Origin of the sequence: Streptomyces sp. NBC_00454 (assembly GCF_041434015.1) — a bacterium.
Classification (GTDB): Bacteria; Actinomycetota; Actinomycetes; order Streptomycetales; family Streptomycetaceae; genus Streptomyces.
In genome coordinates this window covers 7,558,461-7,584,710 of record NZ_CP107907.1, presented here as the reverse complement: position 1 = coordinate 7,584,710, position 26,250 = coordinate 7,558,461, and the positions used below count along the sequence as shown (strand labels likewise).

Below are 26,250 nucleotides of genomic sequence, written 5' to 3'. Positions count from 1 at the left end.
ATGCGAAGCGAGGGCTGATGGCCCCGAGCGCGATAGCGCCCGCAGAATTGACTTTGCTAAATAATCAGACCAAGGGGGATACAACTTGTCGGCTGATCCATCGCGAATACCACGCTCCTACCGCGCCGCTGCCTACGGCTGCGCCATGGCGCTGGTGCTCGCACTCATACACGTCGTCGTGGCAGCACCACCGGCCAATGCGTCAGTAAACAACCTGAGATTCGGCACCTGGAACATGCAGGGCGCCGACGGCGGTAGAAAATGGACCGAGATGGTCCCCGGCCTGTTCAGGACGCCGGGAACGTTCAACGACCGCAATGCCGTGATGGCTCTCCAGGAAATCGGAAGCGCCCCCAGCGGGACATCCGTCTCCACGCAAGCAATCCGAGCAGACTATACGAACCGGCTCACCAATACCGTTGTCCATAACACGGTCGACGTCAATGAGAACCTCATCGAGATCGGCGGTGAATTCTACTCGCTCTTCTGGGCCATCACCGACAGCAACGGAGCCGCAGGGGTACCCGGACGCGTCAACGTCGGCATCATGGTGCGCAATTCGCGGCTCAACGGACAGACGCCGCAACCGGTCGTCATCCAGCCCGACACCACGAGCAACGGCTCCCTGCCCCGCCCCATGATCGGAGTGCGGATCGGGGCCGACGTCTACTACAGCATCCACGCCTGGTCGGGGGGCGGGAACGACCGGGACCTGGCAATCGCCGCGGTCAACGACAACACCCGTAACGGAACGGGGCCGGGCGGGGAGTGGGCGGTCGCCGGCGACTTCAACTTCGACCTCCAAACGGGCACCTGGATTCCCCAGTACGGGAACCTTCGCCGCAGCAACGAGATCACGCACCCGGGCCTCCGGGTGAACCAGCGCAACAGCGAACTCGACTACGCGGTCACCAGTTCCCAGCCGGCGGCCGGATTCGGCGCGACACGCATCGCCGTCCAGGGCTCCGACCACTATCCCGTGCAGTTCAACACTCCGTTCCAGGCCCAGGCCGAGCAAGGGTTCACCTACCGCTTCCGGGCCCCGTCCAACGACGAGTATCAGATAAGAACTCCGACGCTCGGAACGGCCGGCGGATCGCGCGACATCGACGCGGCCGTCGAGCAGTCCCAGTGGACGCACACCCTGGGGCAGGTCTGGCAGGCCATCCGGCTCTTCGACATGGACGGCCGGGTCTACTCCCAGCTGGTCAACGTCAACGCCAACAAGTGCCTGGACATCGGGGTCCTGGCCCTCACCCCGGCCTACCGCGTCGTACAGAAGGACTGCGCGGCCGCGCCCGCCAACAGCCAGCTCTGGAACTACAACCCCACCACCCACGCCCTGACCAACGCCGACGGGATGACCCTCACCAGCGGCGGCGTCACCACGCTGCTCGCGTACAACAACGCGCCTCCCGTCAACTGGGAACGGGAGCCCGTCGACCTGCGTTACTGGGAGACCAACGGGTTCCCGAACCTCAGCGACATCACCTTCACCGACACCGCGACCCAGCACTCCCTTGCCGAGGGCACCGACGGCAGCGGATCGATCAGTGAGGGCTCACTGCGGGACGACGCCCAGCCCCCTCCTGCCGAACACTGGCGAATCGAGCCTTCGGGCATCACCGGTGGATCCCACATCGTCGACAACAGCACCGGCGACTGCCTGACCCGCAGCGTCGCCCCGACGGGCGGCGGGCTCTACAAGGCGATCGCGAACGGTCAGCCGTGCGTCAACGGCAGCAAGACCCAGGCATGGGAGTACGACGACCTGCAGATACGGACCACGGACGGCTTCTTCCTGGCCAACACCGCGATCTCCTACGCAGGCGCCACCTACCTCGCTCTGGAAGCGGTCAACTCGCTCGCCACGAGGTGGCGCTACAACTCCTACGGCTTCCTCCCGATCATGGGACACGTGACCGTTCCCAACGGGGACAGCTCGGTCAGTCGCGCGGACTCCTTCCTGGGCCAGGCGGTGGACCGCTACGGCTCCAACGCGACCCTGCGGGTGCCGCAGAGCTACACGGGCGGGCACTTCTCCCCCGGGACCGAGTTCGGCCCCACCGGCTACCAGGCCTCGTTCACCTACGACAACGCCCTGGTCATCACCGCGTTCCTGCAACGCCGCTCCGGCGACGACATCAGCCGCGCCATCGCGCTGGGCGACACCCTGCTGTACGCGCAGGCCCACGACATCGTCCCGGACGGCCGCCTGCGCGCCTCCTACGAACCAGAACCGTTCGTGACCGCCACGGGCAACCCCTACGTGGGCGGGTTCTCCGTCTACACCGGCAACATGGCCTGGGCCGGAATGGCCTTCACCCGGCTGTACAAGGCCACTGGTGAGCACCGGTTCCTGGACGGCGCGACCAGGATCGCGGAGTGGATCCAGGCGAACGCCGCCGACGACCGCGGCGTCGGCGGCTACACCGGCGGCATGCGCAACGACGACCAGACCGGCGCCGAGATGATCCCCATCCGGTGGAAGGCCACCGAGCACAACATCGACACCGGCGCGTTCTTCGCCATGCTCGCCGCGGCCGGCGGCGACCAGACGTGGAAGAGCCGCTCGGACAACGCCTTCGCGTTCGTCGCGAGCATGCAGGCCGACGACGGCCGGCTGTGGACTGGCACCGGCCTGGACGGCGTCACACAGAACCGCGACACCGTGCCCGAGGACATCCAGACCTGGAGCTACCTGGCCACCCTCAACCCCGCCTACGCAACCTCCGTCGACTGGGCCGCCACGAACCTCGCCGCCACCGACGGACCGTTCACCGGCGTCAGCTTCAGCCGGACGGACACCTCCAAGGTGTGGTTCGAAGGCACCGCCCACCTCCTCGCCGCCTACCAGGCGCGCAAGGCCCCCGGCGACACCGCCAAGGCCACGACACTCCTGAACACCTTGCAACTGGCCCAGTCCCAGGCGCCCAACGCCGACGGCAGCGGACTGGTCGCCGCCTCCAACGACGGCCTCACCACCGGCGAGGGCGACATCTACTACTCCGCCCTGCACACGGGCGCCACCGCCTGGTACATCATCGCCGCCGAGGGAGGAAACCCCTTCCGCCTCTGAGCCCGCCCCTCCGCCTCGGGCCCGTGGTCAGCTCCCCACCGACCACGGGCCCGAGGCCCCCCTCACCGACAGCCAGCCATCCGGCACGCCTTCGACGCCGTCTACGGCGGCCCGCGCAGCCCCGACCTTGTCTGGACACCTGGCGACCGGCACACCTGGAGCGATCACCGCAGGGTGATCAACGGGGTTTTGTTCCGGGTCCGGCCCGCGGTCCCGTGGCGTGACCTGCCGGAACGTCACGGCTCCTGGAAGACCGTTTATGGACGGCATCACCGCTGGTCGCCGGACGGAACGCGGGAGCCAATCGTCAATGCCGAGGCAGCCGAGGCAGTAGACCAACACGCTTCGACCGTGATCACTACCGGCTTCGCAACGCGTCTTCCACGACTCGATGTGCTCCCGCCCGCGGGCGCTGAGCATGCTGTCCGCCTGCTCCGCCGCGAGCAGCAGCTTCCGCGCCGAAGCCCGAATCCAGTCACGCCGCTGAGACCGGAGCCCGGTTGGAGGCCGGCGAAGAGCCGAGAGCAACGCTCGTACGCGATCGGCCGCCCGCCTGGCCTGTTCGGCTGCTGCTCGGCCGCGATGATCTCCTCGTGCCGTTCCTGCGCATCGGCAGCGAGGTGTTCGCCCGCCTCAGTGATGGCGGTCTCCTCCTCGGTGCGGTCATGACTCGCGGTGGCGTTCGCGGTCACCAACAACGGGCGCACCTGCTCGATGTCCTGGATCTCCATGGCCTGCTGAAGCCGGGCGAACAGGTTCCGGCGGACCACAGCCTGCTCCTCCAACCAGATGTTGGCGCCGACGACGGCAGCACGGGCCTACTGGTCCGGGTCGGCGCCACGGGGCGCCCGGACACCGGGCGGGTGCTGTGGTTCCGGACGATCCGCTCGACCGCTGGCGTCGACAACCCGCGTTCGGTCATCTCGGCACTCGTCGAGTTCGAACCATTCGGTGGGCCGGGTGAAAGCCTCCGTCCCGTTCCGCTCCTGCCGTGCCGTACCCACGCTGCGCGGGTACGGCCGCCTGGCACGGGAGATGGGCGAGTCCGGCCCTCTCGCACCACAAGAACTCGGCCCGCCCCGATCCTGAACCTCGGCTGGCTGGCTATCGGGGGCCCGGGAAGGTGTGTCGTCCCCATGGGGACGACGGCGCAGCTCCGCCGTCCCCATGACCCCTTCCTTGACGCTGGAGGCGGGGAATGTCGGCGTCGTTCACACACTTTTCTTGGGCGCGAGACCCATCCTCTCTGACGGCCCACAACGGAGCGGCAGAGAAGTCGGAATGGTTCGATCCGACTCTGGCTCCGCCCGTGATCCTCCGAAGAGCTACTGGCCCGAGCCCGCAGCCAAGGGTGGTACTTCAAGGATGAAGAAGAGGAAGCAGGGTTTGGTCGAAAGGGTGTGGAAGTCGTCGGGGAACAGCTCACGGGCGGCTGGGTCTGGTTGCGGCTCGCTGATGACGGAAAGGCGGAAGCCGGCGGTGGTGAAGGCCTCGGTCATCGCGTGCAGTGGCTTGCGCCAGAACCTCATCGGGGCGGACTGCCCGTTGAATGTCCAGTCGAAGGTATAGCTGGTGGTAGTGAAGTAGTCGGGCCGGGGATCCTTGATCGTGTAGGCCACGAAAGGGTGGTCCACCGACGCAATCAGTCGGCCGCCGGGCCTGATCACGCGCCGCAACTCGGCCAGTGCCGGCCCCCAGTCCTCGAGGTAGTGCAGGACCAGCGACGCGACCACGTCGTCGAACGCATCATCGTCGAACGGCAGGGGGTCGTTCAGGTCGACCGCGTACAGGGCGACGTCATCGCCCAGCCGCCGTCTCGCCAACGCCAGCATCCTGGCGCTGGCGTCTATGCCGGTGACGACCGCGCCGCGGTCACGTAGCGCGGCGGACAGCGGGCCCGAGCCGCAACCGGCGTCCAGGACCTGACGGCCGGCCACGTCTCCTGCGAGGGCCAGCATCGCGGGCCGCTCGTAGTACGAGTTCACCAGACTGTTCTCGTTCTCCACCGAGTAGGCCTCGGCGAAACTGTCGTAGTCGTTCGCCAGAGCCGGGTCTGCGGGCTGGGCGAGAACTTCTGGCAGGTCGGTTAAGCGTTCCATCGTCGCAGCCTAGTAGTCACATGATCCGCCAACCGCCGCACGTCGTCTCGGCTCGGGCGTCAGCCGCGTGCTGATGCGCCGACACGATGGCGGCTCGGTCATGTGATCGGTTTGGGGAGGCTGGGCGCGATCAGGGGGTTACCACTGGGGTGGGCCGATGATGGACCGGCCGATCTGTTCCGCCAGCCAGGCAGCGTGGCGTTCCTCGGAGCCGTCGTGGTTCCTGCGGCGTACGTGGACGAGCACGGTGTGGTCGTCGGAGCGCTCTGCGAAGCCCTGGACGCGGCTGTTGAACAGCAGTGAGACCCGGGCGTTGTTGGCTTCGCCGGCGATTCCGTGGTCCGGTACGTCGGGCCAGAGCAGGCTCCGCCACTGGATCTCGCCGAAGTTCGGGCCCACCAGGGCGGTGAACTCGGCCTCGATGCTGCCGAGGGGCTGGTCCAGCATCGACGCCCAGAGCGGCAGGTGCGAGGAGAGGAAGTCCGGATCAGTGGAGAGCTCGGGCGCGTGGACACCAGCGTGCAGGCCCGTCGGGTCGGAAGGGTCCCGCGCCCAGTCCTCGACGTCCTCTTTGCAGAACCAGGCATCCGGCAGCGCCTCGCGTATCCGCAGCACTTCCGGGACGGTGCAGAGCTCGATGTCCACGGACACCTCCGCGTACTGCTCGTCACCCACTGCCGCAAGCTGACGCGCCACGCGCAGGGCCAGTACGGGGTCGGGGGTGCGGAAGACCGGGTACGCGATGGGGTTGGACATGCAAGCACCCTGTCACAGCCGGGATTGGACCGTGGCAGGCGCAGGGCCTGGACGAAGCCGGGGCCCCTCCCCTGCCCTCCCCTGCCCTCCGTATCCGGTCGATACGGAGGGCAGGGGCCGATGGCAACGCGGTGGTGGCCGGCCGCTGGGACGCGGATGTTCGGGTCAGCCGACGGCGATCTCGCCGAGTTGCATGTAGCGGTCGCCGAACTGGTCGGCGCTCAGTTTGGTGCCGGTGACCTTCACGTAGCGGGCCGTGGTCGGCGTGAATGGGAAGGTCTGGGCTCCTGCGCCGGGGCGCGGGTAGTCGTGCTTGTCGGCGACGGTGGTCCAGGTGGCGTTGTCGGACGACACCTGGACGGTGAAGTCGACCGGGAAGCCGAGCCCGGTGTTGGCGCCGTCGGCCCGGCCGAAGAGGTCCAGGCGGCTGATCCGGCGCGCGGCGCCGAGGCCCGCCGTCACGGACTCGGTGTGGTCGACGGACAGGTTGTCGATGCTGCTCCAGCCGTTGGTGCCGGTGGGCAGGGAGCGCCGGCCGTCGGTCAGGGCGTTCTTGCTCCAGCCGTCGTTCTCGTAGCTGCTGGAGGCGGTGACAGCGGCGCCCTCGACGGGGTTGGTGCCCGGGTTGAGGCGTACGTTGTCGAACCAGGCGCTCGCCGCGCCGGTGGCGAGACCGACGTTGCCGACCGGGTAGCTCGCGTCGGTGAGGGAGATCAGCTCCGTCGATCCGGCGTACACCTTGAGGGTGGAGCCGCGGGTGACGGCCCTCAGGATGACCGTCTGGCCGGCGGTGTACCCGGGCACCTTCGCCTTGGCGATGGTGGCGGCGCTGCGGTCGACGAAGACCTCGCCGTTGTTGCGCAGGCCCACCAGGTAGCCGGCCTGCCGGTCGGTGGGGTTCTGGGTGTGGACGGTCAGGCCCGCCCAGTTGGTTTCCCCGCCGTCTGCGTTGACCCCGGTGATGCTGACGTCCACGGAGGCGGCGACGTCCCCGTAGGCGCGGCCGGGCACCGCGGAGACCGTGTCCCAGTTGGCGGCGGTGTCGCTGTCGAGCTCCGCGCCCGAGGTGGTGGTCTCGGTGGTGTTCGTGATCACGGAGGAGGTCAGCGCCCGGGCCAGGACCGGCTTCGTCGCGGCGAGTTGGGTCAGCAGCTCGTAGTCCTGGATGCCTGCCAGCAGGGCCTCGCTGCGCATGCTGTCGTAGACGTCCAGGGCGGCCTTGTTCGGGCGCACCAGGAACGGGTCTCCGTTGGTCGAGCCGTTGAAGGTGTCGACGTGGTCGTAGCGCGTCACCGGGTTGCCCTCCGGCTGCGTCCAGATGTTCCAGCCCCAGTGCAGGAATCCGTTGCCGCCCACCGCCGAGACCATCCACGGCGTCAGACGGGAGTCCGACAGCGGGTAGCTGATGAACCGGTTGATGTGCCGGTCCCGCGGGACGGTGCAGTAGTAGAGCCAGAGGTCCTTGCCGGCGAGGCGCCTGCTCTGGTAGTAGCCGGCGTGCTCGTCGTAGTCGTAGTCGTAGTCGTAGTCGTTGTTGTATGTTCGGCGTGATCGTGCCGAGCGCGTCGTCCAGGGCGGAAACGACCTGGTGGTGGGCCTGGTTCGACTGCCCCTGGGGGAAGTACGCGTGGTAGCGCTCGTAGAGCCAGAGCGCGGCGTCGGTCTGGGCCTTGTCGGCGGCGTAGGGCTCGTCGACCGCGCTCATGTAGAACACGTCGCTCCACCGGCGGCCGGGCGTGCAGGCCGGTCCCGCGTCCAGGCACTTGGAGTCGAGGTGCGCCTTCAGCGCGGGGCCGTCCACGAGCTTGGTGTCGGGGATGGAGAGGGCAGTGAAGTCGGCGTAGATGACGTTGTTGCGGTGCTCGGCGTAGTTCTTCGCGAAGTTCCCCATGAGCGTCCACCACTCGGGCGAGTAGTCCGCGATCCCGTACTGGTCGGGTATGGACGAGGACGTCCAGTTGTAGTCCCAGCCGACCGAGGTGAACCAGTTGTTCATCCGGAACGTCGAGCGGTTCGCCGGGGGCACCTCGGCGTCGTACACCCGTACGGAGGACCTCGTTGCGCGCCGCGAACAGCGTCACCGCGTTGGTCGGCCGCTGGGGTGCCGACGAGGCACGGGGCGGGGCCGAGCCCGTCGTCACCCGTCATCACCGGCCAGTTGCACCCGGGCCAGGCCGTGCCACCAGTGACCGCATCCGCCGGAGCAGAAGCGTGCGCGGCGCCGTTCTGTTCCTGCGGGCCGTGTGTGTCGAACCAGTCGATGCCCTGCGACATCGGGCGCAGGCCCTGGGCGAGTTCGTTGAGGATGACGTCTCGTTCGGTCATGACGGCCGACGCTCACGATCCGGCGGAACTGGACCCCGTCGACCTCCCAGAAGCAGACGGGGCTCAGCGGAATCCTGCTCACCCAGGTCACGTGCCCCCGCCGGCGGATCGGCGGCGCTCATGAGCCGGGGCGTCGCCTCATAGCCAGGGGAACTGGTCGGCGGAGTACCGGTAGGCGCGGAAGACGGAGTTCTGGGCGCCGGCCGAGGATTCCAGGCCGACACCCTCCCCGAAGGACCGGAACTGCGGGACCACGAACTCCCAGACCACGTCACCGGCGGGGGTGACCTCGAAGAGCCGTCCGAAGGAGCCCTCGGCGATGAAGGTATTGCCGTTGGGGAGCCGTTGCGCGCTGGACATGTAGGGGCTGTAGAAGTTCTGTGGCGGGTTGTCCTCGTACGACCACACCTCCTTGCCCGTGCTCGGGTCGAGCTCCAGCACCCGCGAATACGGTACGGACGTGGTGTCGCGGTAGGTGCCGTTGTCGAAGACCAGGATGTTCCCGCCCGCCAGCTCGTGCGGATGGTGCTGCTGCGCCAGGACGTCGGGGCCGATGTGCCACACCACCGAACCGTCGGTGCGGTCGATGGCCACGGTGGAGGACGCGCTGCGGAAGCCCACGACGATCGAGCCGTCGGCGCGTTCGTTGACGGTGTTGGCCATCGGCCAGTGCTCACGCGCGAAGTGGGCGTTGAGCGGGAATTCCTCGGGGTCGAGGTGTTCGATCGCGGCCCAGCGCCACACCTGCTCGCCATCCCAGGTCAGCTCGTACACCACGTCCCCGTAGATCACCCCGCCCGGGGCCTCCGAGCCGGGGATGCCGCCCCGGATACGGGCCGCGTCGGCCGGGTCGAGCGGTTCGACGACGGTGACGATGAGGTTGCCGTTGCGCAGGAGGGAGGCGTCGTGGTGGTGGAAGGGGTGCCGGACCTCGCGCAGGACCGTGGAGTCCGGGGCCAGCTCCTGGAAGATGCCGCCGTGGTAGACGTCCCAGATGGGGAAGAGGGTCGGGCTGCTGGTGTCCTTGGCCGCGTAGAAGAGGTTGCCGCCGGGGAGGAGCTGCGCCTGACGGCCGGGCGGGTGCGGGGAGCTCCAGGTGTGGACCGGACGGCCCTCGATGTCGACGAGGTGGATCTCGCCTGAGCTGGTGATGGGTGTGTAGAGGGTGAGGCCGCCGTAACTGCGGACGGGGTCATGGGCGATCAGGCCGACGCCTCGGCGGCGCAGCGTGTTCTGGTCGACGGTCATGGGGATCTCCGTAAGGTGTTGGTCGTGCTCGGTGGGTGCGGTCGGTCTGATCGGTTCGTGAGGTCAGTGGACGGTGACGGCGGCGGGGTCGACGGCCGTGAGGGGCTCGGCCTGCAGGTACCGCAGCAGCGCGGCCCTGTCGAGGGCGCCCGGCAGGCTCTGGGTGGCCTTGGCCCAGGCGGCCTCCTGCTCCAACTGGCTCAGCAGCTCGGGCGAAAGGGTCGCGCCGTAGCCGTAGCGGGGCTGGAAGGCGTCCACGTGGTCGGCCTGGAGCGCGCCCTTGGACTGGGCCAGTACGGCCTTCCGCGCGGCCGTCGGGTCGGCCGCGATCTCGCGCTGCGCCTTCAGCAGCGCCCGCAGGACGGCCGTGGTGGTCGCCTCGGTTGCCTTCGGGCCGGCGACGAGCAGGGTCCGTGCCGTGTAGCCGGTGAAGCGGAGCTCGGCGTAGCGGTCACCGAGGGTCGTGCGGGCGGCGCCGTAGAAGCTGGGGAAGGTGACGCCGGCGTCCACGTCCCCCCGGGCTAGCGCCGAAGTCACTTGGTTCGGGGCGAGGTTGACCACGGTCACGTCTGCGGCCGTCAGCTGTGCGGAGGCGAGCATCCGCGACAGCGCGTACTCGACGTTCGTGCCTTGCGGGACGCCGACCTTGCGGCCCTTCAGCGCGGCGAAGTCGGTGATCTGCCGGTCGGTCCGGGTCAGCAGGCGCCAGTCGTCGAACCGGGACAGGTCGGCGACGATCCGTAGCTCGCGCCCGCCCAGCGCGGCCGTCACCGCAGGCAGGTCACCCACGACGCCGAGCTGTGCCTGACCGCCGAGTACGGCGTTCAGTGAGTCCCTGCCCGTGGGCTGGGTGGTCACGGTGGCTTCGATGCCCTCGGCGGACCACAGCCCGTGCTCCTGGGCGACGTAGACGGGCGCCCCGCCGAGGTAGTCGCTGGCCGCGAGGGAAACGGCTGGGCGAGCGCCGGCCGCGGAACCGGAGCCGGATCCGGCACTGCAGGCCGAGGTGAGTGCGCAGAGCAGGGCTGCCGTCAACAGTGCGGCCGCTGCACGGGGTCTGAGCATGTGAGGGGGGTCCTTCCAGGAAGGGAGAGGGGCATGGACATGGAGCTGTGGGCGGAGCTCGAGGTGAAGGAGGAGACGGGAGCGGGAGCGAGCCGAGGGCGCTCTTCAGCCCACGCCGAGGTGGCCTGCGATCAGTGAGCGCAGGGCGGGGTCGGGAGGCCCGGCGGGCACGGCGTGGTCGGCCAGGACGCGCCCCGGAGTTCCGCCGAGGACGACGACCCGTTCGGCGAGGGCCAGTGCCTCGTCGATGTCGTGCGTGACGAACAGGACGGTGGTGCCGCGGCGCTGCCACAGCTCCCGCAGCAGGATCTGCATCCGGGTCCGGGTCAGTGCGTCCAGCGCTCCGAACGGCTCGTCCATCAGCAGCACTTCGGGCTCCGCGGCCAGCGCCCGGGCCAGTGCCACGCGTTGCTGCATGCCTCCGGACAGCTGCGCCGGGTACTTCTCGGACCCGTCCGCGAGCCCCACCTCGGCCAGCGCCGCGAGGGCCCGCCTGCGACGCTCCGGGCGCGGCAGGCCGAGCCGCTTGAGGGCGAACTCGACGTTGCCGCGGGCGGTGCGCCAGGGGAAGAGCGCGTAGTGCTGGAAGACCACGCCCCGCTCCGGGCCGGGTCCGCGTACGGGTGCGGAACCCGCCGTCACCCGGCCTTCGGTGGGGCGCGCGAACCCGGCCACCAGGTTGAGGATCGTGGACTTGCCGCACCCGCTGGGCCCCAGCAGCGCCGTGAACGAGCCCGCGGGGAGCTCCAGGTCGGTGCGCTCCAGGACCGGGGCGGCCCCGTAGCGGACCGACAGCCCCTCCAGTCGTACACCGAGGCTCATGAGGTGCTCCAGTGCACGAACCGGCGGCCGACCGCGGCCAGTACGAGGTCGACGGCCACCCCGAGCAGGCCCAGCACGAGCAGCCCCGCGAACATCCTGTCCACCCGCAGGAACTGTCCGTCCACCTGAAGTCGGTACGCCAGCCCGCTGTCCGCGCCGCCCAGTTCCGCCGCCACCAGGGCGAGCAGCGCGACCGAAGCTCCGTACCGCAACGCGGCGAGCAGCGCGGGCGCGGCGGCGGGCAGCAGCACCTCGGTGAACCGCCGGTGCAGCGGCGCCCCCAGCGACCGGGCCGCCCTCAGGTGGGACACCGGTACCCGGGAGACCCCGTCGTGGACGTAAAGCCAGACGGCGAGCAGCACGGCGTACGCGATGAGCAGGCGCTTCGCGGTCTCCCCGATGCCGAACCAGGCGGTCGCGAGCGGCACCAGTGCGATGGCGGGGATCGGGCGCAGGAAGGAGACCACCGGGGTGACGGCGGCGGACAGCCTCGGCAAGTAGCCGGTGGCGAAGCCCAGCGCGCTGCCGGCGAGGGCGCCCAGCGCGAAACCCTGCCCGGCACGGACCAGGCTCGCGCCGAGATCGGCGGCCAGCATGCCACTGCGGGCGCTGACCACGAGCGCGGCCATGGTCTCGCCCGGGGTGGGCAGCAGCCCCGGTGCCACGGCACCGGACCGGGCGAGCAGGTGCCACAGTGCGAGCACGGCGCCTGCCGCGCCCAGGGCCGGTCCGAGCCCGCGCAGGGCCCGGCCGGGCGGTGAGGGGGTGGCGGGCACGGGGCGGCTCCTCTGTTTGGTTCCTCGACATCTATAAGCGAGGTCAATAATTGACCACGCTTATGACGGGAGTGTTGCGGCAGTACGAAACCTCACCGGGGCCTCCGGCCCCCGGGCGGTGATGAGGTACGTTCACCTGCGTGTCTCGACCCGAACCCACACCGGAGGCGATCGAGGTCGGACGGGTGATCCGGGCCTGCCGCAGAGAGCGCGGCGTCTCCATGGCCGTCCTCGCCACCCGTTCCGGGCTCTCCCAGCCGTTCCTCAGCCAGCTCGAACGCGGCCTCGCCACTCCCAGCCTGAGCTCGATCTACCGGATCGCGGAAGCCCTGGACGTCGCCCCGGGCACCTTCCTGCGACCACCCGCGCGACCGGGCGCGGTCAGCCACGAGAGCGACCCGCAGGTGATCCGCGTGAACGAGGCCGCAGGGCAGACCGCACAGGTCCTCATCCCCGGCGGCCGCAGCGCACTGATGGAGGCCTACGAGCACCGCTTCGAGCCCGGCCAGGGCGAGCGCGGCTGGTTCGAGCACCCTGGCGAGGACTTCCTCTACGTCCTGGAAGGCGAGATCGCCCTGGAGGTCGAGGGCGAGGAACCGCTGATCCTGCGCGCCGGACAGAGCGCCCACCACCCGGGCCAGGTCCGGCACCGGTGCCGCCTGACGGGGCCGGTCGCCGCCCGCACCTTGCTGGTCATCGCGAGCGCCTGAGCCACCCGGGGGCCGAAGAGCCGCCCCCTTCGGAGGCAGCCCGCACCGGACGGGACGCCCGCGCCTTGCCGGCCCGGCGGGGCTCCGATGGCTTGCCCGTGTGAGGTACCGGCACGGCAAAGGGGTGGTGAGCCGGGCTACACGGTCTTGAACTTCCAGACGCCGACGAGGACATGCTCGCCACCACCCTGCGTCTGCTACGTGAACACGACGAGCACACAACCGCGATGGAAACCACCGGCTGACCCGCGGCCCAGCCCTTGACGCTGATTCCGCGAGACGAGTGATCACCTTGTGCCCGTCTTGGCTTGTGCGCCCACCAACTACCAGTAGGGCCTGCGAGGATGGGCGCCGCGCCAGAGGCCAGTGATCGTCACGGCGGGGGTTGAAAACACCCCGGCAGGCTTCAGGCGGAGACGGCGCGGCATGGTTTCACCAGGGAATCGGCCCGTCCTCGGCCAGAAGGGCGCCCGTCGGGCCGTCCTCGCCCGCAGTCGCCAGGGCAACCGCCACGGCCGCGCCCTCCTCCGGCGTGCGTATCCCGGTGTGGCGGTTGAGGTCGGTCGCGCAGTAGCCGGGACTCACCGCGTTGACCAGGATCCCTTCGGCGCGCAGTTCATTGGCGTAGAGCACGGTGATCGCGTTCAGCGCGCTCTTCGAGGTGCAGTAGGGGAGGAGGATCGAGGTGTAGGCGGACCACGGGCTGCCCGGGTCGGCCTGGTGGGTGAGGGAGCCGAGTTCGCTGGACATGTTGACGATGCGTGCGGCGGCGGAGCGGCGTAGCAGGGGGAGCATGGCGTGGGTCACCGCGATGACGCCGAACACGTTGGTCTCGTAGACCTGCCGGAGGGTGGCGGCGGTGGTTTCACTCGGCTTTTGCGGTCCGGTGGCGATCGCGGCGTTGTTGACGAGGATGTCGAGGCGGCCGAACGTGGCGTCGATGTGCTTGGCGGCGGCCTGGACCGAGGTCTCGTCGGTGACGTCCAGCGGTACGAACCGTACGTCGGCGCCGCCCGAGCAAAGCTCCTCGGCCGCCGCCTCGCCACGCTCGGTGTTGCGGGCGCCGATCAGCACGGTGATGCCGAGGGCTGCGAGCCTGCGCGCCGTTTCCTTGCCGATTCCCTTGTTCGCGCCGGTGATCAGAGCAGTCTTCTGCGAAGTCGTCATGGCACCCAGCCTCCCCTCCCCCACGGGTGGCAGGGAAAGACCGGAAGACTCTGGATCTATAGTCCACAGATATGAGTGAGCTGGAGGTGCGCGAGCTGAGGTACTTCATCGCGGTCGCCGAGGAACTGAACTTCAGCCGGGCCGCGCAACGCCTGGCGATGGCGCAGCCCCCGCTGTCGAAGGCGATCGCTCAGATGGAGTCCCGGCTCGGGGTACGCCTGCTGGAGCGCACCACCCGGCAGGTGAGGCTGACCACCGCCGGTCAGGTGCTGCTCGACCAGGCCCGGATCGCGGTCGACGCAGTGCACGCGGCGGCCCGGCGTGCGCGCCGGGCGGGTCAGCCGACACCCCAGCTCGTCGTGGCGGTCAAGCCTGGAGGCGACGCCGGGCTGCTGCGGGAGATCCTCGCCGCCTACCGGGGAACGGGTTCGCATCTGCCGCCGCCTGAAGTCGTCGTCGGCGGCAGCGGAGAGCCGATCTCCATGCTGCGGGACGGCCGTGCCGACGTAGCGCTGCTGCGCAGCCCGTTCGACGGTCAAGGGCTGGATTCCCAGACGCTCGTGGTCGAGCCGCGACTGGCCGTTCTCCCCGCCGCGCACCGGCTGGCCGGACGCCGGCGACTGCGGCTGGCCGACCTCCAGGGCGAACCGATCCCGCGCTGGAAGGGGGCCGCCCCCTCCGCCACCGCCTACTACACAGGGTGCGACGGAGCAGAAGCAGGCGATGGCCACACAGGCTCGGCGCCGGCCGACACTCCTGAGGGGCCGCTCGTGGCCAGCGTCGAGCAGCTCCTGGAGGTGGTTGCGCTGGGCCAGGCGGTGGCGTTCCTGGCACGCTCCACCACCGAGCGGCACCAGCGCCCGGACATCGCATACCGGCCGGTCACCGGCCTCAGCCCCAGCGCGGTCATGGTCGCCTGGCCGGAGACCTCGCGATCCGCAGCCGTCGCCGCCTTCGTCCAAGCCGCCCACGACGTCGCCACCCACCACCCTGACCACATGGTTCAGTGAGGTGACCCTGCCCGTGCTCACGCTCTACGTCCACACGCTGGTCCGCGCCGACCAGATCCTCGAGGACGCGATGGCGCACCTGCCCGACGGCCCCAGGAGCGCACCGGCACGCACCCTGACCTTGCTGCCAGGTTCATCCCCGCCGGTGCGAGGCGGCCACCTCGTTGAGCGCCCCGAGATCCTCGTGGCATAGGCGGCCTCAAGCGATCCGCAGACGTCGACTGGGCCTCAGACATGCATGCGCCGTATGTGTAGGTGTCCATCGAGAGGGAAGGTGGGCGGCGCGGCGGGCAGGACTCTGTCGAACTCGTACCGGCTCTTCTGGGCAACGCGGCACGACGCGAGGTTGTCCTCCTGATGAAGGAGCTCAAGACGTTGCAGCCCGGCGGCCCCGAAGGTGTCGAAGGCCCAGCCGGTGAGAACCTCTAGAGCGCGGGGGGCCACGCCCCGACCGCGAGCGTGCGCCGCGGTCCAGTAGCCCACCTCCGCTGCAGGTTTGCCGGAGGTGACTTCCTTGAGGATCACGTTGCCCACCAACTGTTCGTGAACTGATCCGGGTTGTGCCTCGAAGACGGCGAAGCCGAACCGGTCCCCTGCTGCCCAGCCCCGCTGTTGGGCCTGCACCCACCGTGCCCCGTCGGCATCGTTGTCCACGACAGAGCTGGCCCACTGGCGCAATGCAGGATCCCGGCTCACCTCGACCAGTGCGGCAACGTCCTCCAGGCGCCAGGGTCGAAGGACAAGAGCGGGAGCAGACGGCGTCGCTTCCGCCTGCAGTATGACGGGGGCGTTGATCAACCGATCACGTGCGGCGGCGTTCTCACCCGACGCCAGCCGCGTCCGGCCCCGGCCGCCTTGCGACCGCCCCGTCATTGCTGTGTCCGGACGCGCAGAGCCTGGACCGACCATTCCAACGCTGGGGCCAAACTCTCCGGGGCCGGCCAGCCGTTGACCACTGCGAGCAGCTGGAGGTACCGCTCCCTGCGGGGGTCGTTCACGCTCTCCAGCCGAGTCGCCAGCCGGCGGCGAAGCTCATTGTCGTCGGGGACGCCGAGGAGGTGCGCGTAGTGATCTGCGAGCGCCGCGACGATTGGATCGGCCTGGGGCGACGCCGGGGCGGTGCCGGCGGTCAAGGCCGGGCCGGCCTGGTCACGGACGGTTGCGGCAATGTCGCGGCGCGGGCCCGTGGTGTCGCTTCGAGCCTGCTCGGCCGCCTGGCCCTCGGCCATCCGTCGCACGCTGGCCCGGAAATCCGCATCCTGGGACATCTCAGCCAATTCCACCCACGCCTGAATCTGCTCCGCCTCCGGGTTGTCAGGCAGCTCGGGCGTCATCGAGCGCATGACACCCGCGAATTCGGGCGCGGCGTCAAGACCGCCGAAGACAGCGTCGAGGAAATCGCCGATCAGACGTCGGCGTTCGTCCTCGGAGAGCTGAGCAAGCTTGTGCATAATGTCCGTCTCCTCGGGGGTGGACCCGCGTTTGGCCACCGCCGTCAGTACCGCGCGCCGCAGGCGCAGGGTACTGATCTGTACCGCCAGTGCTTCGGCGTGCGCCGCGGCGACCTCGGGAAATGGGAGCTCCCGGTCCATGACCTTCCGGATCGTGGGAAGGTCCAGTCCCAGTTCGCGCAGGGTTCGCACGAGGTCCAGGCGTGCAGCGGCATCTATGTTGTAAAGGCGGTAGCCGGCAGGGCTCCGGTCAGTCGGCGCCACGATTCCGCGATCGGAGTAGAACCGGATGGTCTTGACCGTGAGACCGGTCCGCTGGGCCAGCTCGCCGATCGAGTACAGCGTGTCGTCGTGCATGCCCCCACCTTCGTGTCTCCCCCTAGTGGAGACTCAAGCCCATCCGTCTGCCGACAGCCAACCACTCCTTCGCGTCCGAGGTTCGCGTGCGTCCAGAAGAGCGGGGACGGCACGCTGCGGCTGATCGTCTTCACGGGAGCGGGCGCCTGCGCCGCGCTCAGTCTCCATGGTGGTGGCGCCTGGCTCTCGGGCCTGCCGCAGTGGTACTGAGTGGCGCGATGCACATCTCTGGGAGTTCGGTGGTCGGAGGATGTCGAGAACGTGTCACCGGCTCCGTCCCGGGGACATCAGCGGCCGCTACCGGCCGCACGAGGAAGGAGAAGCCAGCATGGCGATTCAGCGGATGGACAACGTCGGCATCGTCGTCGAGGACCTGGACGCCGCCATCGCGTTCTTCGTGGAACTCGGAATGGAGCTGGAAGGCAAGGCGCAGGTCGAGGGCCTCGTCGCCGACCAGTGCACCGGGCTCGACGGCGTCCGCTGTGACATCGCGATGGTCCGCACCCCGGACGGTCACAGCCGGCTCGAGCTGGCGAAGTACCGTAGCCCCGCGGCGATCAGCGACGGGCCGCGCAACCGGCCGCACAACATTCTGGGCACGCACCGCGTCATGTTCGCCGTCGACGACCTCGAAGACACCGTTGCCCGCCTGCGCCCTCACGGCGCCGAACTCGTCGGCGAGATCGCCCGGTTCGAGGACAGCTATCTGCTCTGCTACGTCCGCGGCCCGGAGGGCATCATCGTCGGTCTGGCCGAGCAATTGCGCTGAGAAGGGGAAACCGCACGACCGGCTCGGACCCCGAATGGGACAGGGTCGGGCCTCCGCGCGATTTCATGGCCGGCGGATCGCTTCTCGGGGGTCAGCCCCGGAGGGTGGCGATGGCCTTCTCGATGCGTCGTTGGCGTGTGTCGGGTTTCTTTGCGCTTTCGATGGCGCGTACGTGCTCGCGTTTGTGGCTGTAGGCGAGGTTGTCGTAGGCCGCGCGAGCGGCGGGGTCCTCGTCCAGGGCCTGGGTGAAGTCCGCGGGCTCGACGACGACGCGCGGCTCGGTGTCGAGGTCGAGTTCGATCTCGACCTCGTCGCCGGTTGCGATGCCTGCGGCTTGCCGGTTGGCGTTGCTGAGGCCCAGCAGGTGGCGGCCGCGCAGGAGGGCGATCCGGCTCTTCCAGGAATGCCCGTTGATGGTGATCGTCACCGGTGGCCGTGCGCCCGCGCCGAGTGCTGCTACCACCTCGGGTGGAACTTCCAGGCCTCGCATGGGCTCGGGTGGCTCGACGTGGGCCCGGAACTTCATGGTCTTCTCCTTGTTCGGCGTGCTCGTTGGGTGCGGATCCTGCCGGCCGTCCGGGACGGCTGTGAGGCTGGGGTTCGTGGCTATTCGGCGTAGGGCTGGTCGGTTCCCTGGGTGCTGTGGCCGAGGCTCCAGATGTAGCCGTCGGGGTCGGCGAAGGTGCCGCCGTATCCGCCCCAGGGCAGGGCGCCGGCGGGGTTGAGGATCTTGGCGCCGGCGTTCTGGGCTTCCGTCATGATCTCGTCGACCCGTGTCCGGCTGCGGACGACGTAGGTCAGAACCAGTCCGCTGAAGCCGCTGCCCTCCGGGTCGGTGCCCACCTGGCCGGCCAGGCCCTCGCGGCTGTAGAAACCGACCGGGGAGGCGCCGTCCGATGCGAAGAACACCGAGATCCCGAAGTCGTTCTCGATCTTCCAGCCGAGTCCCTCGGTGTAGAACTGCTTGGCCCGGTCCATGTCGCGGACACCGAGGAGGATCGAGCTGACGTGGGCTTTCATGACGTACTCCTTGCGCTGGTGGGTATGTGCGTGCCGGTTGAGCGGGGCTGGAGTGGGGCGGGAGTCAGGACGACGTGGGGGCCGGCGGGGCGGCCATCTCCCAGGCGAACCCGTCCAGGTCGGTGAAGGCGCCGGCGGTGCTGCTGGTGAGGGTGATGCGGTGTGAGCCGGTGCCCTCGGCGGGGACTCCGAGGTCCTTGGCGAGGGCGCGGCGCTTGTACAGGGCCAGTTTGACGGCGCCGGGCTGGCCGGGGGTGAACTCGACGTACTTGCTGCCGACGCTCTTGGCCACGCTCAGGCCCTGGTCGAGGTAGAACTGCTTGGTGGCCTTCACGGCCTCGACGCCGATCAGCAGGACGATGTCGTCGATCTGACGGGTGGCGGGGCCGGTGTTCTTCTTCGCCGAGGTGGCGATCTTCCAGATCGTTCCGTCCGGGGCCTGGACGACGCCGCTGTAGCCCCACAGTGACTTCGCGGCGGGCTTGAGGACCGTGGCGCCTGCTGCCACGGCGGCGCCGAAGAAGCCGTCGACGGTGGCCGGCCCGGACACCGTGAGCGCCAGCGTGAAGCCACGGAACCCGGTGGAGGGCGTCTCGGACGCCCGCAGGTGAATGTAGGTGTCCACTCCGAAGGCGCTGTAGAAGCGGCGGGCGCCCTCGAGGTCGGCCACCTCGAGGGTGACGGAACCGAGGGACGTGTGGGCTGCGGTGGAAGCGGTGGTTGCCATGACCAACACGCTAGGCGCTGCACCACAACCACGGCTTCTCGATTCCTGACCGGTCTCAAGACCCCCTTCTCCACGCACACCGGCATCCCCTCCACCCTGATCACCCGCCCCCCATCGCGGGCCGTACCCGCGTCCTCAGGCGGGCTGGACGGTGATGGTGCACAGGCGCTTGGTGGCCCGGGTCAGGGCCACGTACAAGTCCCTTTCCCCACCGGGGCGGGCCGTGATGATTTCCTCGGGGTTCATGACGACCACCCCGTCGAATTCCAGGCCGCGTGCTTCGGACGCCGGCACGATGCGTGCGTGGTGAGCGATGCCCCGGGCCGTCAGCTCGCTCACCCGGGTGTCCGCGCAGATCACTCCCAGAAGCTCGCCCGGATGCGCGGCGCTCTGGGCGCGGAGTTCCGAGACGACGGCGGTGACCGAACCGTCCGGAGGTGTGGTCACAGTGCGCGGGCTTTCACCGCTTCGCAGTGACCGCGTGGGCTTCTGGTCCGGAGCGATCCGCGTGAGCAGGTCCCGGACGCTCTCCAGGATCTCCTGCGTGGTGCGGTAGCTGACGGTCAGGTTGTGCAGTTTGAACCGCGGTCCGACGTGGGGGCTCAGTGCTTCCTTCCAGTCGCGTGCCGTCGCGACCGGGCCCGCCTGGGCGAAGTCACCCACCAGCGTCATCGCCCGTGCCGGGCAGCGGCGTACGATCATCCGCCACTGCATGGCGGTCAGTTCCTGCGCCTCGTCGACTACGACGTGCCCGTACGTCTGCTCGGGAGGGCCGTCGACCAGGCTCGCCGCCTCGTCCAGCAATGGCACGTCGGCATCGGCCCACGGGGTGTCCCGACCGCGCAGCAGAAGCGACCGCTCCTGCGCGGTCAGGCGGGGCAGGTGCTCGGCGAGGGCGCCGGCGTCCGTCAGGAGCGCCTTCACGAGGTCACCGGGTACCAGCCGCGGCCACAACGCCTCGACCGCTCGATCGACGCCGGCGTCGTCGTCGTCGTCGTCGAGGAGATCGGCTCGGATGGCGTCCAGGTCCAGCTCATGGGCCGGACCCGGGTCGGCCGCACCTTCGGCACGGCGCTGGGCGGCTCCCGTGAACCGGTCGAGGTTGATGCCCGTCATCCTCTCGGCATCGGCGTCGATCTGCTCCAGGAGGTCGCCCATGTCCCGTTGCATCGCGTCGGTGACGGCGTCGACCAAGAGCTCTTTGAATACCTGGCGCGCCGGGTTGTGCCCCGGTACGGCTGCCACGGCGGCGTCGCGTGCCGTGGCCACTTCCTCGCCGGAGAGGCGAACCAGTTCCTGTCCGACCCGCACGGTGAAGTCACCGGCGGGGGCCTGGTGGACGTGCAGCAGACCGGCCAGGGCGTCGGCGAGGTCGGAGCTGCCCTTGAGACGCGCCGTGTCGAACGGGTCCACCGTGTCCGTGGACACTCCGGCCAGTTCCCGGCAGGTCGCCAGAGCGACGTCGTTCTCCCCGAGCGAGGGAAGGACCTGGGAGATGTAGTCGAGGAACCGGGCGTTCGGGCCCACCACCAGGACACCCTCCTCCGCGGCGCGCGGGAACGCGTACAGGACGTAGGCCGCCCGGTGCAGGGCGACCACCGTCTTGCCGGTGCCGGGCCCACCCTGCACCACGGTCACCCCGCGGTGGGCGGAGCGGACGACCTCGTCCTGCTCGGCCTGCAGCGTCGCGACGGCCGCGTGCATCCTGCCCGTACGCCGTGCCGACAGTGCCTCGGTCAACGGGCCGTCCCCCACGACGTCCTCGTCGGTCGGGGCGGTCCCGTCCAGCAGTTCGTCGCTCACCGAGACGACCGTGCGCTCCTCGAGGCGCAGGTGCCGGCGCCGCCGCAGGTCCATCGGGTGGACCGGAGTCGCCTCGTAGAAGGGCCGCGCCGCGTTCGCGCGCCAGTCCACGAGCAGAGGCAGGTCGTCCTCCTCCGTATGCAGTCCGATCCGCCCGATGCGCAGGGCCGTGCCGTCCGTCCAGTCGATGCGCCCGAAGACCAGCCCCTTTTCGGCGCCCTCCAGCCGGCCGATTTCCTTGGCCAGACGCTCGGCGGTGATTTCTCTCTCGTATGCCTCACCGACGCTTTCCGCCGGGGCCTTCAGCACACTCGCCCGGTGCACTCGCGCCTCGGAAATCCGCTCGGCGAGCAACTCGTATAAGGAGGACACATAATCCCGCTCCGATTCAACGGCACGCACAGCGGGATCATTCATTTCCGACAACAGGGGGCTCCTTCGGATCCTTCGATTCGAGCCACACCATACGGTCAGAGTTCCCTGAAGGTAAGTCTTGACTTACTTGGTACGTCATGGCCCTGCGGCTGAATCCATGACGGCTGACCGTATCGCGTTCCATGCATTCCGCCGGTCCGTATATCGCTCATTGCACTCCCGATGCCCGCCTGCCCTGTGGCGAGCTCACCCTTGGATGCCGGCGAGGCGACCGGCGCCATCGAGCCCATGGCCGCCTGCCTGCCTTCAACACAGGCCTCCAGTCGCACATTTGGGCTATATGATCAAGCCATGTGTCTTGAACAGGGCACGTAGGTAAGGAGATTGCTTTACATGTCCATCGGGACCAAGCTCGCCAGGAACGCTGCCGCTCTCGCCATGGCGGGGGCGGTACTGCTGGGTACGGCGGGGGCCGCGAGCGCCGCCCCTGGCGCGCCCTATCTGGGATACGGCCGCACCACCTCCGGGAACGGTGTGTGGTGCGTGCAGCACAACATCAACTACCTCGTGAACCAGCTCTACGCCCAGGGCACCATCACGACGCCGCCGCCCTACCGCACCCTCTCCGAGGACAGCTCGTGGGGCCCCAGGACGGACGCCAACGTCCGGTGGTTCCAGAAGATGGTCGGCCTCGGCCAGGACGGCGTCGTCGGTCCGGCCACCGGCTCGCGCCTGCTGACCCTGGGCGACCAGGACTACAACGGCTCCCCGCTGACGGGCAGCCACGGCTGGTGCTGGAACTACATCCCCGGCGACTTCAACTGACCACCCCGGGCGGGACTCCCGCAGAGGCAGGCGGCGTCAAACTCCCTCCCCTCTCCCCCTCCCCCTTCATTTGAGATCTCAAGATTGGGCAGATCCATCATGTTCAAGAGGCTGAAGTTCGCTTCCTTCGCACTCGCCGGCGTCCTCGCCGCCACCGGCTTGACCGCAGCCACCGCGTCCCCGGCCGCAGCCGCCCAGACGTGCCCGTGGCCCTACGTGTGCTTCCTCGACTCCAACCAGAACATCCTGACGATGTACAAGGACGTCGGCTGGCAGAGCACGAGCGCCAAGACCCGTACGGCCCGCTGGGTCACCAACGCCCGGCACGACGACTGTGCGTACCTGGAGTTCGGGACCGGATTCATCGACCAGATCCGCCCGGGCCAGAGCTTCGGCCTCGGCGCCGGCGTCGTGGCGATCAACATCACCTCCGGCTGCCCCTGAACCACGGCGTGGCCGGCCGGTCCGTCACCGGCCGGCCACTGGCACGGGCCGCGCGGCGCCTGAGCCGAGCCGGTACTCACCTGTCGACTGGGCCGCCGTCCTGGTCCCGTAGGGGCGCGAGGGCATCGGCCACGGCCGGGGTGCGGACCTCATCGCCGTAGAGCCTGATGACCGCGGCAATGTGTTCCCGCACCTGGGATTCGGGATCGCGGAGCAGCCCGACGATGGTCCCGGCGAGGTCGTCGATCCCGTTGTGGCCCGCGATCACGACCAGTGTCCCGCCGGCCTCGCGCCGCACGCGTGCGTCATCGTCCGCCGCGAGCGTCAGCAGGGCCTCCTTGGCCGCGGGCGGGGGAGGCAGGCGCGTGCCCCAGTCGAGCAGGAGCACGGGGACCTCGGCCCTGATGCGCGCGCTCGGGTGACTTGCGTACCGCAGCCCCATGGCCTCGCTTTCCGGCGGGCCCATCTCGCCCAGCATCCAGAGCACCCTGGCCAGGACCGCCGGGTCGTCCTCCTCGCCATCGGTGGCCCAAGCCACGAGTACGTCCACCGTCTCCTTCGCGAAGGTGTTCCCCCAGCTCGACCGCTGGAACAGCATCCGCAGGGGCCGCAGCCGGTAGGACTCGAGGACGGTGAGGACGAGCAGCCGTTGCTCCGGGTCCGGATCGTGCCGGTGCGCGATCACCGCCGCGAAGGTCTCCTCACCGATGCGATGGGTGAGGACCGCGGTGACGGACGACTCGTCGACGTCGTTGTGCCAGTGGCCGGTCAGGGCCCTGGCCATCAGCTCGTCCACGGGCGTCAGGATGCCGAAGGCCCATTCCAGATCCGTCAGGATCGCGCCGTGCCCGGCGTATACCGTGAGTGGGCCGAGCGTCAGCCGGACCACGTAGCGGTAGCGGCTGCCCTCGACGTACTCCTCGCGCACAGGGCCGAACTCTGCGGTCCTGTCGCGGAGTTCGATCTCCGCGCCCCGCTCGTGCCAGTGCCGGGCCAGCGCCAGCAGCCGCTCTCGTTCGGCTTCGGGGATGCGCGGGAGCGGATCGTCCCCCAGGAGGGCTCTGGTCACCGCGGGCGAGCCGCCGTCGACCGCTCGTTCGAGAGGGGTCGTTCCGTCCGGCAACCTCCGGTCCGGATCCGCACCGCCCCCGATCAGCGCGCCCGCGACATCCGCATCGTGCGCGCCGACCGCCAGACACAGCACGGTCAGCCCGTCCTCCGCGACCGTGTACGCAGCCGCTCCCGCCTCCAACAAGGCCGTCACGGCCGCCGCGTCCCCCCGCCGGACCGCCGCTACGAGCTCCCAGTCCGGCCCCATCGCGGAACCACCCCCGCCCTTGCCGACGCCAACTGCCGAGACCGCCGCCGCATCATTAACGCCATGGCGCGAATCAGGAAGACCCGCTCACAGCTCTTTGAGTACGTCCGCACCCCGGACCTGAGTATCCGGACGGCTGTGTGATTCCGGCGCGCAGCGGTTGGATGACGGCATGAACACAACCCCCGCCCCCGACCACACGCTCTCCGCCCCGGCAGCCCGGGACCGCAGCCGGCTGTGGGCCGCCATCGCCGCCGCCCTCTTCGTACCGGGCGTGGTGGCGGCCTTTCTGCTCACCCTGGTGCCGGAGTCGGCCGCGCGCTGTCTGAACTACGGGGAGGAGTGTGCCTCCGGGCTGCCGCCGCACTGGTTCTTCTGGGGTGCCGGCGTCGCGGCCGTGGCGTTCGTGGTCGCCATGGCCGCGCCCGTAGTCCGGGTGCGGCAGGGGGCCGTCGCCGTCCAGATCCTGGCCGAGTGCGCGGCCCTGCTGGTCATCCTCAGCTACGTCTGACCGCCGGACGCGCTGGAGCCCGTACACGTACACGTACACGTACACGTACCGACGGTGGAGCTGTGGCAGTCTCACGGCCGCCACCGACACCGCCCGCGCCCTTTCAGCTGAGGATGTGCGAGTTGGGCCTGAAACAAGTCCTGTCGGCCGGGTCGGCGGTGTCCTCGTGGTCGGTGAAGTAGGTCGAGGTCGTCGTGCCGGCCACCACGTCAAGGATGAATCGGCTGCACGATGCCGCATGGGATTCCCAGAGTGGGCCGCGGCCCCCGTTGAGGATGACGGTCCATTCCTCCGGCTCGACGCCGGGCCGGACCAGCCAGTACAGCATGTGTCCCGCGCCTTCCACGTACGCCCAGGGCACCAGCCTGGCGGCGCCGTCATGGAGTTCCGGCGGCTCGGCCTCGCCCGCGTCCCAGAGGTCGGCGAGGGTCTCCTCGCGTTCCGCGGTCTGGGCGACCAGGTCGTACATCTCTTCCGGACAGCCCGGTTCCAGCAGCCAGAGCGTTCCGGCGAACTGGCCGCCGCCGTACGTCTCGACGAGCCGCTTGTAGTCGGCCGGCAGGGCAATGCCCAAGGCTGCCTCCACGGCGTCCCACGCGACGACCCGGGCATCTTCAGCAGGCGGGGGCGGGCACAGGCGCATCAGGGGTTCGGTACAGCGCAGGCTCCGGGCGATCCGGATGTCGCTCGGAAGGGCGCTGAACCGCGGCGGCTTCCTGGTGGAGTCCAGAACTACCGCGCGCATCCGGTCACCGACCGCGGGGCGGGGAGCGTCCGAGCGCCATGAGGGGTGTTTGGCCTGGTCGATGAAACCCTCGTACCCCTGCGTGTGGATGGCGGTCCCTACGGGCGCCACGGCTGTGACGACCACGTCGCACTCTTGATGATCAGAAAGCATGATCTCCACCCTGCCCGATCGATCCGGGCACTGGAAGGCACCCCTCCCATCCCGCGGCGACCGTCCTGGACGTGAGGCACGGAGCCGTCCCGCGCTCGTGTGGCAGCATGACCCGCATGGCTTCCGGATCTCTCTCCCTGTGGTCCCAGGACTCGGTGCTGTCCATCGGTTCCGTGGGTTCGGTGCTCTCCATCGGCTCGGTCGGCAGCGTGCTGTCCATCGGTTCGATCGGCTCGGCGCTCTCCGTCGCCTCGACCGGCTCCTGGATGAGCGCGGGCTCCCTGCTCTCCGCGCAGTCGACGTTCTCGGTGCTCTCCTGGCGTTCGCGCGGCGGACTCATGGCGGCGGGCGCCATCGCCGCCGCGACCCTGGGCGCCATCGCGCTGGCGCGGACGACCCGCCCTCGCTGAGCGGACGCCTTCCACGGGCCGTCCCGGCCCATCGACCGCCACAACTCCACCCGCTCGGCACTCGCGCGGCAAGCCGCTGCTCCTGCTGTCCGTTCTCAGGCTGCCCGGCCGCGGCCCGAGCCTCTCGCTCGGCGGTCGGGGAGAGCAGCCGCGCGACCATCTTCCGTCCAGGCGGTTTGGGGGTCATCCCCGCGTGCGCGGGGAGCGGCATGACGCCGGCGAGCTCGCTGGAGACGGCCTGGGTTCATCCCCGCATGCGCGGGGAGCAGACCGAGCGCTGGGACC

General features: G+C 69.4%; 25 protein-coding genes and 2 pseudogenes. 10 read left to right on the top strand and 17 right to left on the bottom strand.

Features of this window, described 5'->3' with window-relative positions:
• Positions 1–154 precede the first annotated feature (154 nt).
• Together OHU74_RS34650 and OHU74_RS34645 are read left to right on the top strand one after the other, a co-directional pair.
• On the top strand, positions 155–3,079 hold the full coding sequence (locus tag OHU74_RS34650) for a hypothetical protein (RefSeq protein ID WP_371614211.1): 2,925 nt from the start codon (positions 155–157) through the stop codon (positions 3,077–3,079).
• A gap of 156 nt (positions 3,080–3,235) precedes the next feature.
• A pseudogene (locus OHU74_RS34645) lies at positions 3,236–3,409 on the top strand (transposase); the annotation flags it as partial.
• A gap of 995 nt (positions 3,410–4,404) precedes the next feature.
• Here the strand turns inward: OHU74_RS34645 and OHU74_RS34640 are convergent.
• The 8 genes and pseudogenes from OHU74_RS34640 to OHU74_RS34605 form a co-directional block, all read right to left on the bottom strand.
• Positions 4,405–5,178 (bottom strand): class I SAM-dependent methyltransferase, encoded by a 774-nt coding sequence (locus tag OHU74_RS34640; RefSeq protein WP_371614212.1) that lies wholly within the window; start codon positions 5,176–5,178, stop codon positions 4,405–4,407.
• A 138-nt stretch (positions 5,179–5,316) separates the two neighbouring features.
• Entirely contained in the window at positions 5,317–5,934 is a 618-nt protein-coding gene (locus OHU74_RS34635; protein ID WP_371614213.1) for a hypothetical protein, read from the bottom strand.
• Between the two features lie 165 nt (positions 5,935–6,099).
• Complete coding sequence (locus OHU74_RS34630) at positions 6,100–6,672, bottom strand: discoidin domain-containing protein (protein WP_371619890.1); 573 nt, start codon at positions 6,670–6,672, stop codon at positions 6,100–6,102.
• A 417-nt stretch (positions 6,673–7,089) separates the two neighbouring features.
• Positions 7,090–7,449, bottom strand: a pseudogene (locus OHU74_RS34625) (glycoside hydrolase domain-containing protein); the annotation flags it as partial.
• A gap of 948 nt (positions 7,450–8,397) precedes the next feature.
• On the bottom strand, positions 8,398–9,507 hold the full coding sequence (locus OHU74_RS34620; RefSeq protein WP_371614214.1) for an aryl-sulfate sulfotransferase: 1,110 nt from the start codon (positions 9,505–9,507) through the stop codon (positions 8,398–8,400).
• Positions 9,508–9,570: 63 nt separating this feature from the next.
• A complete protein-coding gene (locus tag OHU74_RS34615; RefSeq protein WP_371614215.1) occupies positions 9,571–10,572 on the bottom strand; it encodes an ABC transporter substrate-binding protein in 1,002 nt (333 codons plus the stop codon).
• 105 nt (positions 10,573–10,677) lie between these two features.
• Positions 10,678–11,394, bottom strand: a complete 717-nt coding sequence (locus tag OHU74_RS34610; protein ID WP_371614216.1) for an ABC transporter ATP-binding protein — start codon at positions 11,392–11,394, stop codon at positions 10,678–10,680.
• The gene (locus tag OHU74_RS34605; protein ID WP_371614217.1) at positions 11,391–12,170 is read right to left on the bottom strand and encodes an ABC transporter permease; all 780 of its coding nucleotides are present in this window, start codon (positions 12,168–12,170) and stop codon (positions 11,391–11,393) included. Before OHU74_RS34605 ends, OHU74_RS34610 begins: the two co-directional genes overlap by 4 nt.
• A 140-nt stretch (positions 12,171–12,310) precedes the next feature.
• Here OHU74_RS34605 and OHU74_RS34600 point away from each other — a divergent pair, with 140 nt between their 5' ends.
• Positions 12,311–12,880 carry a helix-turn-helix domain-containing protein gene (locus tag OHU74_RS34600; protein WP_371614218.1) on the top strand — a complete coding sequence of 190 codons (570 nt, stop codon included), beginning with the start codon at positions 12,311–12,313 and terminating at the stop codon, positions 12,878–12,880.
• A gap of 432 nt (positions 12,881–13,312) precedes the next feature.
• Here OHU74_RS34600 and OHU74_RS34595 read toward each other — a convergent pair whose 3' ends face one another.
• Positions 13,313–14,047, bottom strand: coding sequence for an SDR family oxidoreductase (locus tag OHU74_RS34595; protein ID WP_371614219.1), 735 nt, complete (start codon positions 14,045–14,047; stop codon positions 13,313–13,315).
• Between the two features lie 71 nt (positions 14,048–14,118).
• Between OHU74_RS34595 and OHU74_RS34590 the strand changes: the two genes are divergently transcribed.
• Both OHU74_RS34590 and OHU74_RS34585 read left to right on the top strand, forming a co-directional pair.
• Positions 14,119–15,057: a LysR family transcriptional regulator gene (locus tag OHU74_RS34590; RefSeq protein WP_371614220.1), complete on the top strand. Its 939-nt coding sequence runs from the start codon at positions 14,119–14,121 to the stop codon at positions 15,055–15,057.
• Between the two features lie 13 nt (positions 15,058–15,070).
• Entirely contained in the window at positions 15,071–15,250 is a 180-nt protein-coding gene (locus OHU74_RS34585) for a hypothetical protein (protein WP_371614221.1), read from the top strand.
• A gap of 35 nt (positions 15,251–15,285) precedes the next feature.
• Here OHU74_RS34585 and OHU74_RS34580 read toward each other — a convergent pair whose 3' ends face one another.
• Positions 15,286–15,852 carry a GNAT family N-acetyltransferase gene (locus OHU74_RS34580; RefSeq protein WP_371619532.1) on the bottom strand — a complete coding sequence of 189 codons (567 nt, stop codon included), beginning with the start codon at positions 15,850–15,852 and terminating at the stop codon, positions 15,286–15,288.
• 74 nt (positions 15,853–15,926) lie between these two features.
• Positions 15,927–16,865, bottom strand: coding sequence for a MerR family transcriptional regulator (locus OHU74_RS34575; protein ID WP_371614222.1), 939 nt, complete (start codon positions 16,863–16,865; stop codon positions 15,927–15,929).
• Between the two features lie 328 nt (positions 16,866–17,193).
• Here OHU74_RS34575 and OHU74_RS34570 point away from each other — a divergent pair, with 328 nt between their 5' ends.
• Positions 17,194–17,634: a VOC family protein gene (locus OHU74_RS34570; RefSeq protein WP_371614223.1), complete on the top strand. Its 441-nt coding sequence runs from the start codon at positions 17,194–17,196 to the stop codon at positions 17,632–17,634.
• 91 nt (positions 17,635–17,725) lie between these two features.
• Here the strand turns inward: OHU74_RS34570 and OHU74_RS34565 are convergent, their stop codons facing one another.
• The 4 genes from OHU74_RS34565 to OHU74_RS34550 form a co-directional block, all read right to left on the bottom strand.
• A complete protein-coding gene (locus OHU74_RS34565; protein WP_371614224.1) occupies positions 17,726–18,160 on the bottom strand; it encodes a YdeI/OmpD-associated family protein in 435 nt (144 codons plus the stop codon).
• A gap of 80 nt (positions 18,161–18,240) precedes the next feature.
• The gene (locus tag OHU74_RS34560) at positions 18,241–18,654 is read right to left on the bottom strand and encodes a VOC family protein (RefSeq protein WP_371614225.1); all 414 of its coding nucleotides are present in this window, start codon (positions 18,652–18,654) and stop codon (positions 18,241–18,243) included.
• 64 nt (positions 18,655–18,718) lie between these two features.
• On the bottom strand, positions 18,719–19,381 hold the full coding sequence (locus OHU74_RS34555; RefSeq protein WP_371614226.1) for a glyoxalase: 663 nt from the start codon (positions 19,379–19,381) through the stop codon (positions 18,719–18,721).
• Between the two features lie 135 nt (positions 19,382–19,516).
• Positions 19,517–21,556 carry an ATP-dependent DNA helicase gene (locus OHU74_RS34550; RefSeq protein ID WP_371614227.1) on the bottom strand — a complete coding sequence of 680 codons (2,040 nt, stop codon included), beginning with the start codon at positions 21,554–21,556 and terminating at the stop codon, positions 19,517–19,519.
• A gap of 396 nt (positions 21,557–21,952) precedes the next feature.
• Here OHU74_RS34550 and OHU74_RS34545 point away from each other — a divergent pair, with 396 nt between their 5' ends.
• Complete coding sequence (locus tag OHU74_RS34545; protein WP_371614228.1) at positions 21,953–22,384, top strand: peptidoglycan-binding protein; 432 nt, start codon at positions 21,953–21,955, stop codon at positions 22,382–22,384.
• Between the two features lie 99 nt (positions 22,385–22,483).
• On the top strand, positions 22,484–22,828 hold the full coding sequence (locus OHU74_RS34540; protein WP_371614229.1) for a hypothetical protein: 345 nt from the start codon (positions 22,484–22,486) through the stop codon (positions 22,826–22,828).
• A 76-nt stretch (positions 22,829–22,904) separates the two neighbouring features.
• Here the strand turns inward: OHU74_RS34540 and OHU74_RS34535 are convergent, their stop codons facing one another.
• The gene (locus OHU74_RS34535) at positions 22,905–24,146 is read right to left on the bottom strand and encodes a HEAT repeat domain-containing protein (protein ID WP_371614230.1); all 1,242 of its coding nucleotides are present in this window, start codon (positions 24,144–24,146) and stop codon (positions 22,905–22,907) included.
• A 172-nt stretch (positions 24,147–24,318) separates the two neighbouring features.
• Here OHU74_RS34535 and OHU74_RS34530 point away from each other — a divergent pair, with 172 nt between their 5' ends.
• The gene (locus tag OHU74_RS34530) at positions 24,319–24,657 is read left to right on the top strand and encodes a hypothetical protein (RefSeq protein WP_371614231.1); all 339 of its coding nucleotides are present in this window, start codon (positions 24,319–24,321) and stop codon (positions 24,655–24,657) included.
• A gap of 103 nt (positions 24,658–24,760) precedes the next feature.
• On the opposite strand, the gene OHU74_RS34525 is transcribed toward OHU74_RS34530, so the two are convergent.
• On the bottom strand, positions 24,761–25,555 hold the full coding sequence (locus tag OHU74_RS34525) for an SMI1/KNR4 family protein (RefSeq protein ID WP_371614232.1): 795 nt from the start codon (positions 25,553–25,555) through the stop codon (positions 24,761–24,763).
• 116 nt (positions 25,556–25,671) lie between these two features.
• Here OHU74_RS34525 and OHU74_RS34520 point away from each other — a divergent pair, with 116 nt between their 5' ends.
• Positions 25,672–25,965 carry a hypothetical protein gene (locus tag OHU74_RS34520; RefSeq protein ID WP_371614233.1) on the top strand — a complete coding sequence of 98 codons (294 nt, stop codon included), beginning with the start codon at positions 25,672–25,674 and terminating at the stop codon, positions 25,963–25,965.
• Positions 25,966–26,250 lie beyond the last annotated feature (285 nt).

Excerpts from the sequence above, each read along its gene's own strand:
- OHU74_RS34535 (WP_371614230.1), bottom strand. The coding sequence starts at position 24,146 with ATGGGGCCGGACTGGGAGCTCGTAGCGGCGGTCCGGCGGGGGGACGCG.
- OHU74_RS34540 (WP_371614229.1), top strand. The coding sequence starts at position 22,484 with ATGTTCAAGAGGCTGAAGTTCGCTTCCTTCGCACTCGCCGGCGTCCTC.
- OHU74_RS34520 (WP_371614233.1), top strand. The coding sequence starts at position 25,672 with ATGGCTTCCGGATCTCTCTCCCTGTGGTCCCAGGACTCGGTGCTGTCC.
- OHU74_RS34610 (WP_371614216.1), bottom strand. The coding sequence starts at position 11,394 with ATGAGCCTCGGTGTACGACTGGAGGGGCTGTCGGTCCGCTACGGGGCC.
- OHU74_RS34590 (WP_371614220.1), top strand. The coding sequence starts at position 14,119 with ATGAGTGAGCTGGAGGTGCGCGAGCTGAGGTACTTCATCGCGGTCGCC.
- OHU74_RS34635 (WP_371614213.1), bottom strand. The coding sequence starts at position 5,934 with ATGTCCAACCCCATCGCGTACCCGGTCTTCCGCACCCCCGACCCCGTA.
- OHU74_RS34595 (WP_371614219.1), bottom strand. The coding sequence starts at position 14,047 with ATGACGACTTCGCAGAAGACTGCTCTGATCACCGGCGCGAACAAGGGA.
- OHU74_RS34525 (WP_371614232.1), bottom strand. The coding sequence starts at position 25,555 with ATGCTTTCTGATCATCAAGAGTGCGACGTGGTCGTCACAGCCGTGGCG.
- OHU74_RS34620 (WP_371614214.1), bottom strand. The coding sequence starts at position 9,507 with ATGACCGTCGACCAGAACACGCTGCGCCGCCGAGGCGTCGGCCTGATC.
- OHU74_RS34530 (WP_371614231.1), top strand. The coding sequence starts at position 24,319 with ATGAACACAACCCCCGCCCCCGACCACACGCTCTCCGCCCCGGCAGCC.
- OHU74_RS34565 (WP_371614224.1), bottom strand. The coding sequence starts at position 18,160 with ATGAAGTTCCGGGCCCACGTCGAGCCACCCGAGCCCATGCGAGGCCTG.
- OHU74_RS34575 (WP_371614222.1), bottom strand. The coding sequence starts at position 16,865 with ATGCACGACGACACGCTGTACTCGATCGGCGAGCTGGCCCAGCGGACC.
- OHU74_RS34560 (WP_371614225.1), bottom strand. The coding sequence starts at position 18,654 with ATGAAAGCCCACGTCAGCTCGATCCTCCTCGGTGTCCGCGACATGGAC.
- OHU74_RS34640 (WP_371614212.1), bottom strand. The coding sequence starts at position 5,178 with ATGGAACGCTTAACCGACCTGCCAGAAGTTCTCGCCCAGCCCGCAGAC.
- OHU74_RS34570 (WP_371614223.1), top strand. The coding sequence starts at position 17,194 with ATGGCGATTCAGCGGATGGACAACGTCGGCATCGTCGTCGAGGACCTG.
- OHU74_RS34545 (WP_371614228.1), top strand. The coding sequence starts at position 21,953 with ATGTCCATCGGGACCAAGCTCGCCAGGAACGCTGCCGCTCTCGCCATG.
- OHU74_RS34555 (WP_371614226.1), bottom strand. The coding sequence starts at position 19,381 with ATGGCAACCACCGCTTCCACCGCAGCCCACACGTCCCTCGGTTCCGTC.
- OHU74_RS34615 (WP_371614215.1), bottom strand. The coding sequence starts at position 10,572 with ATGCTCAGACCCCGTGCAGCGGCCGCACTGTTGACGGCAGCCCTGCTC.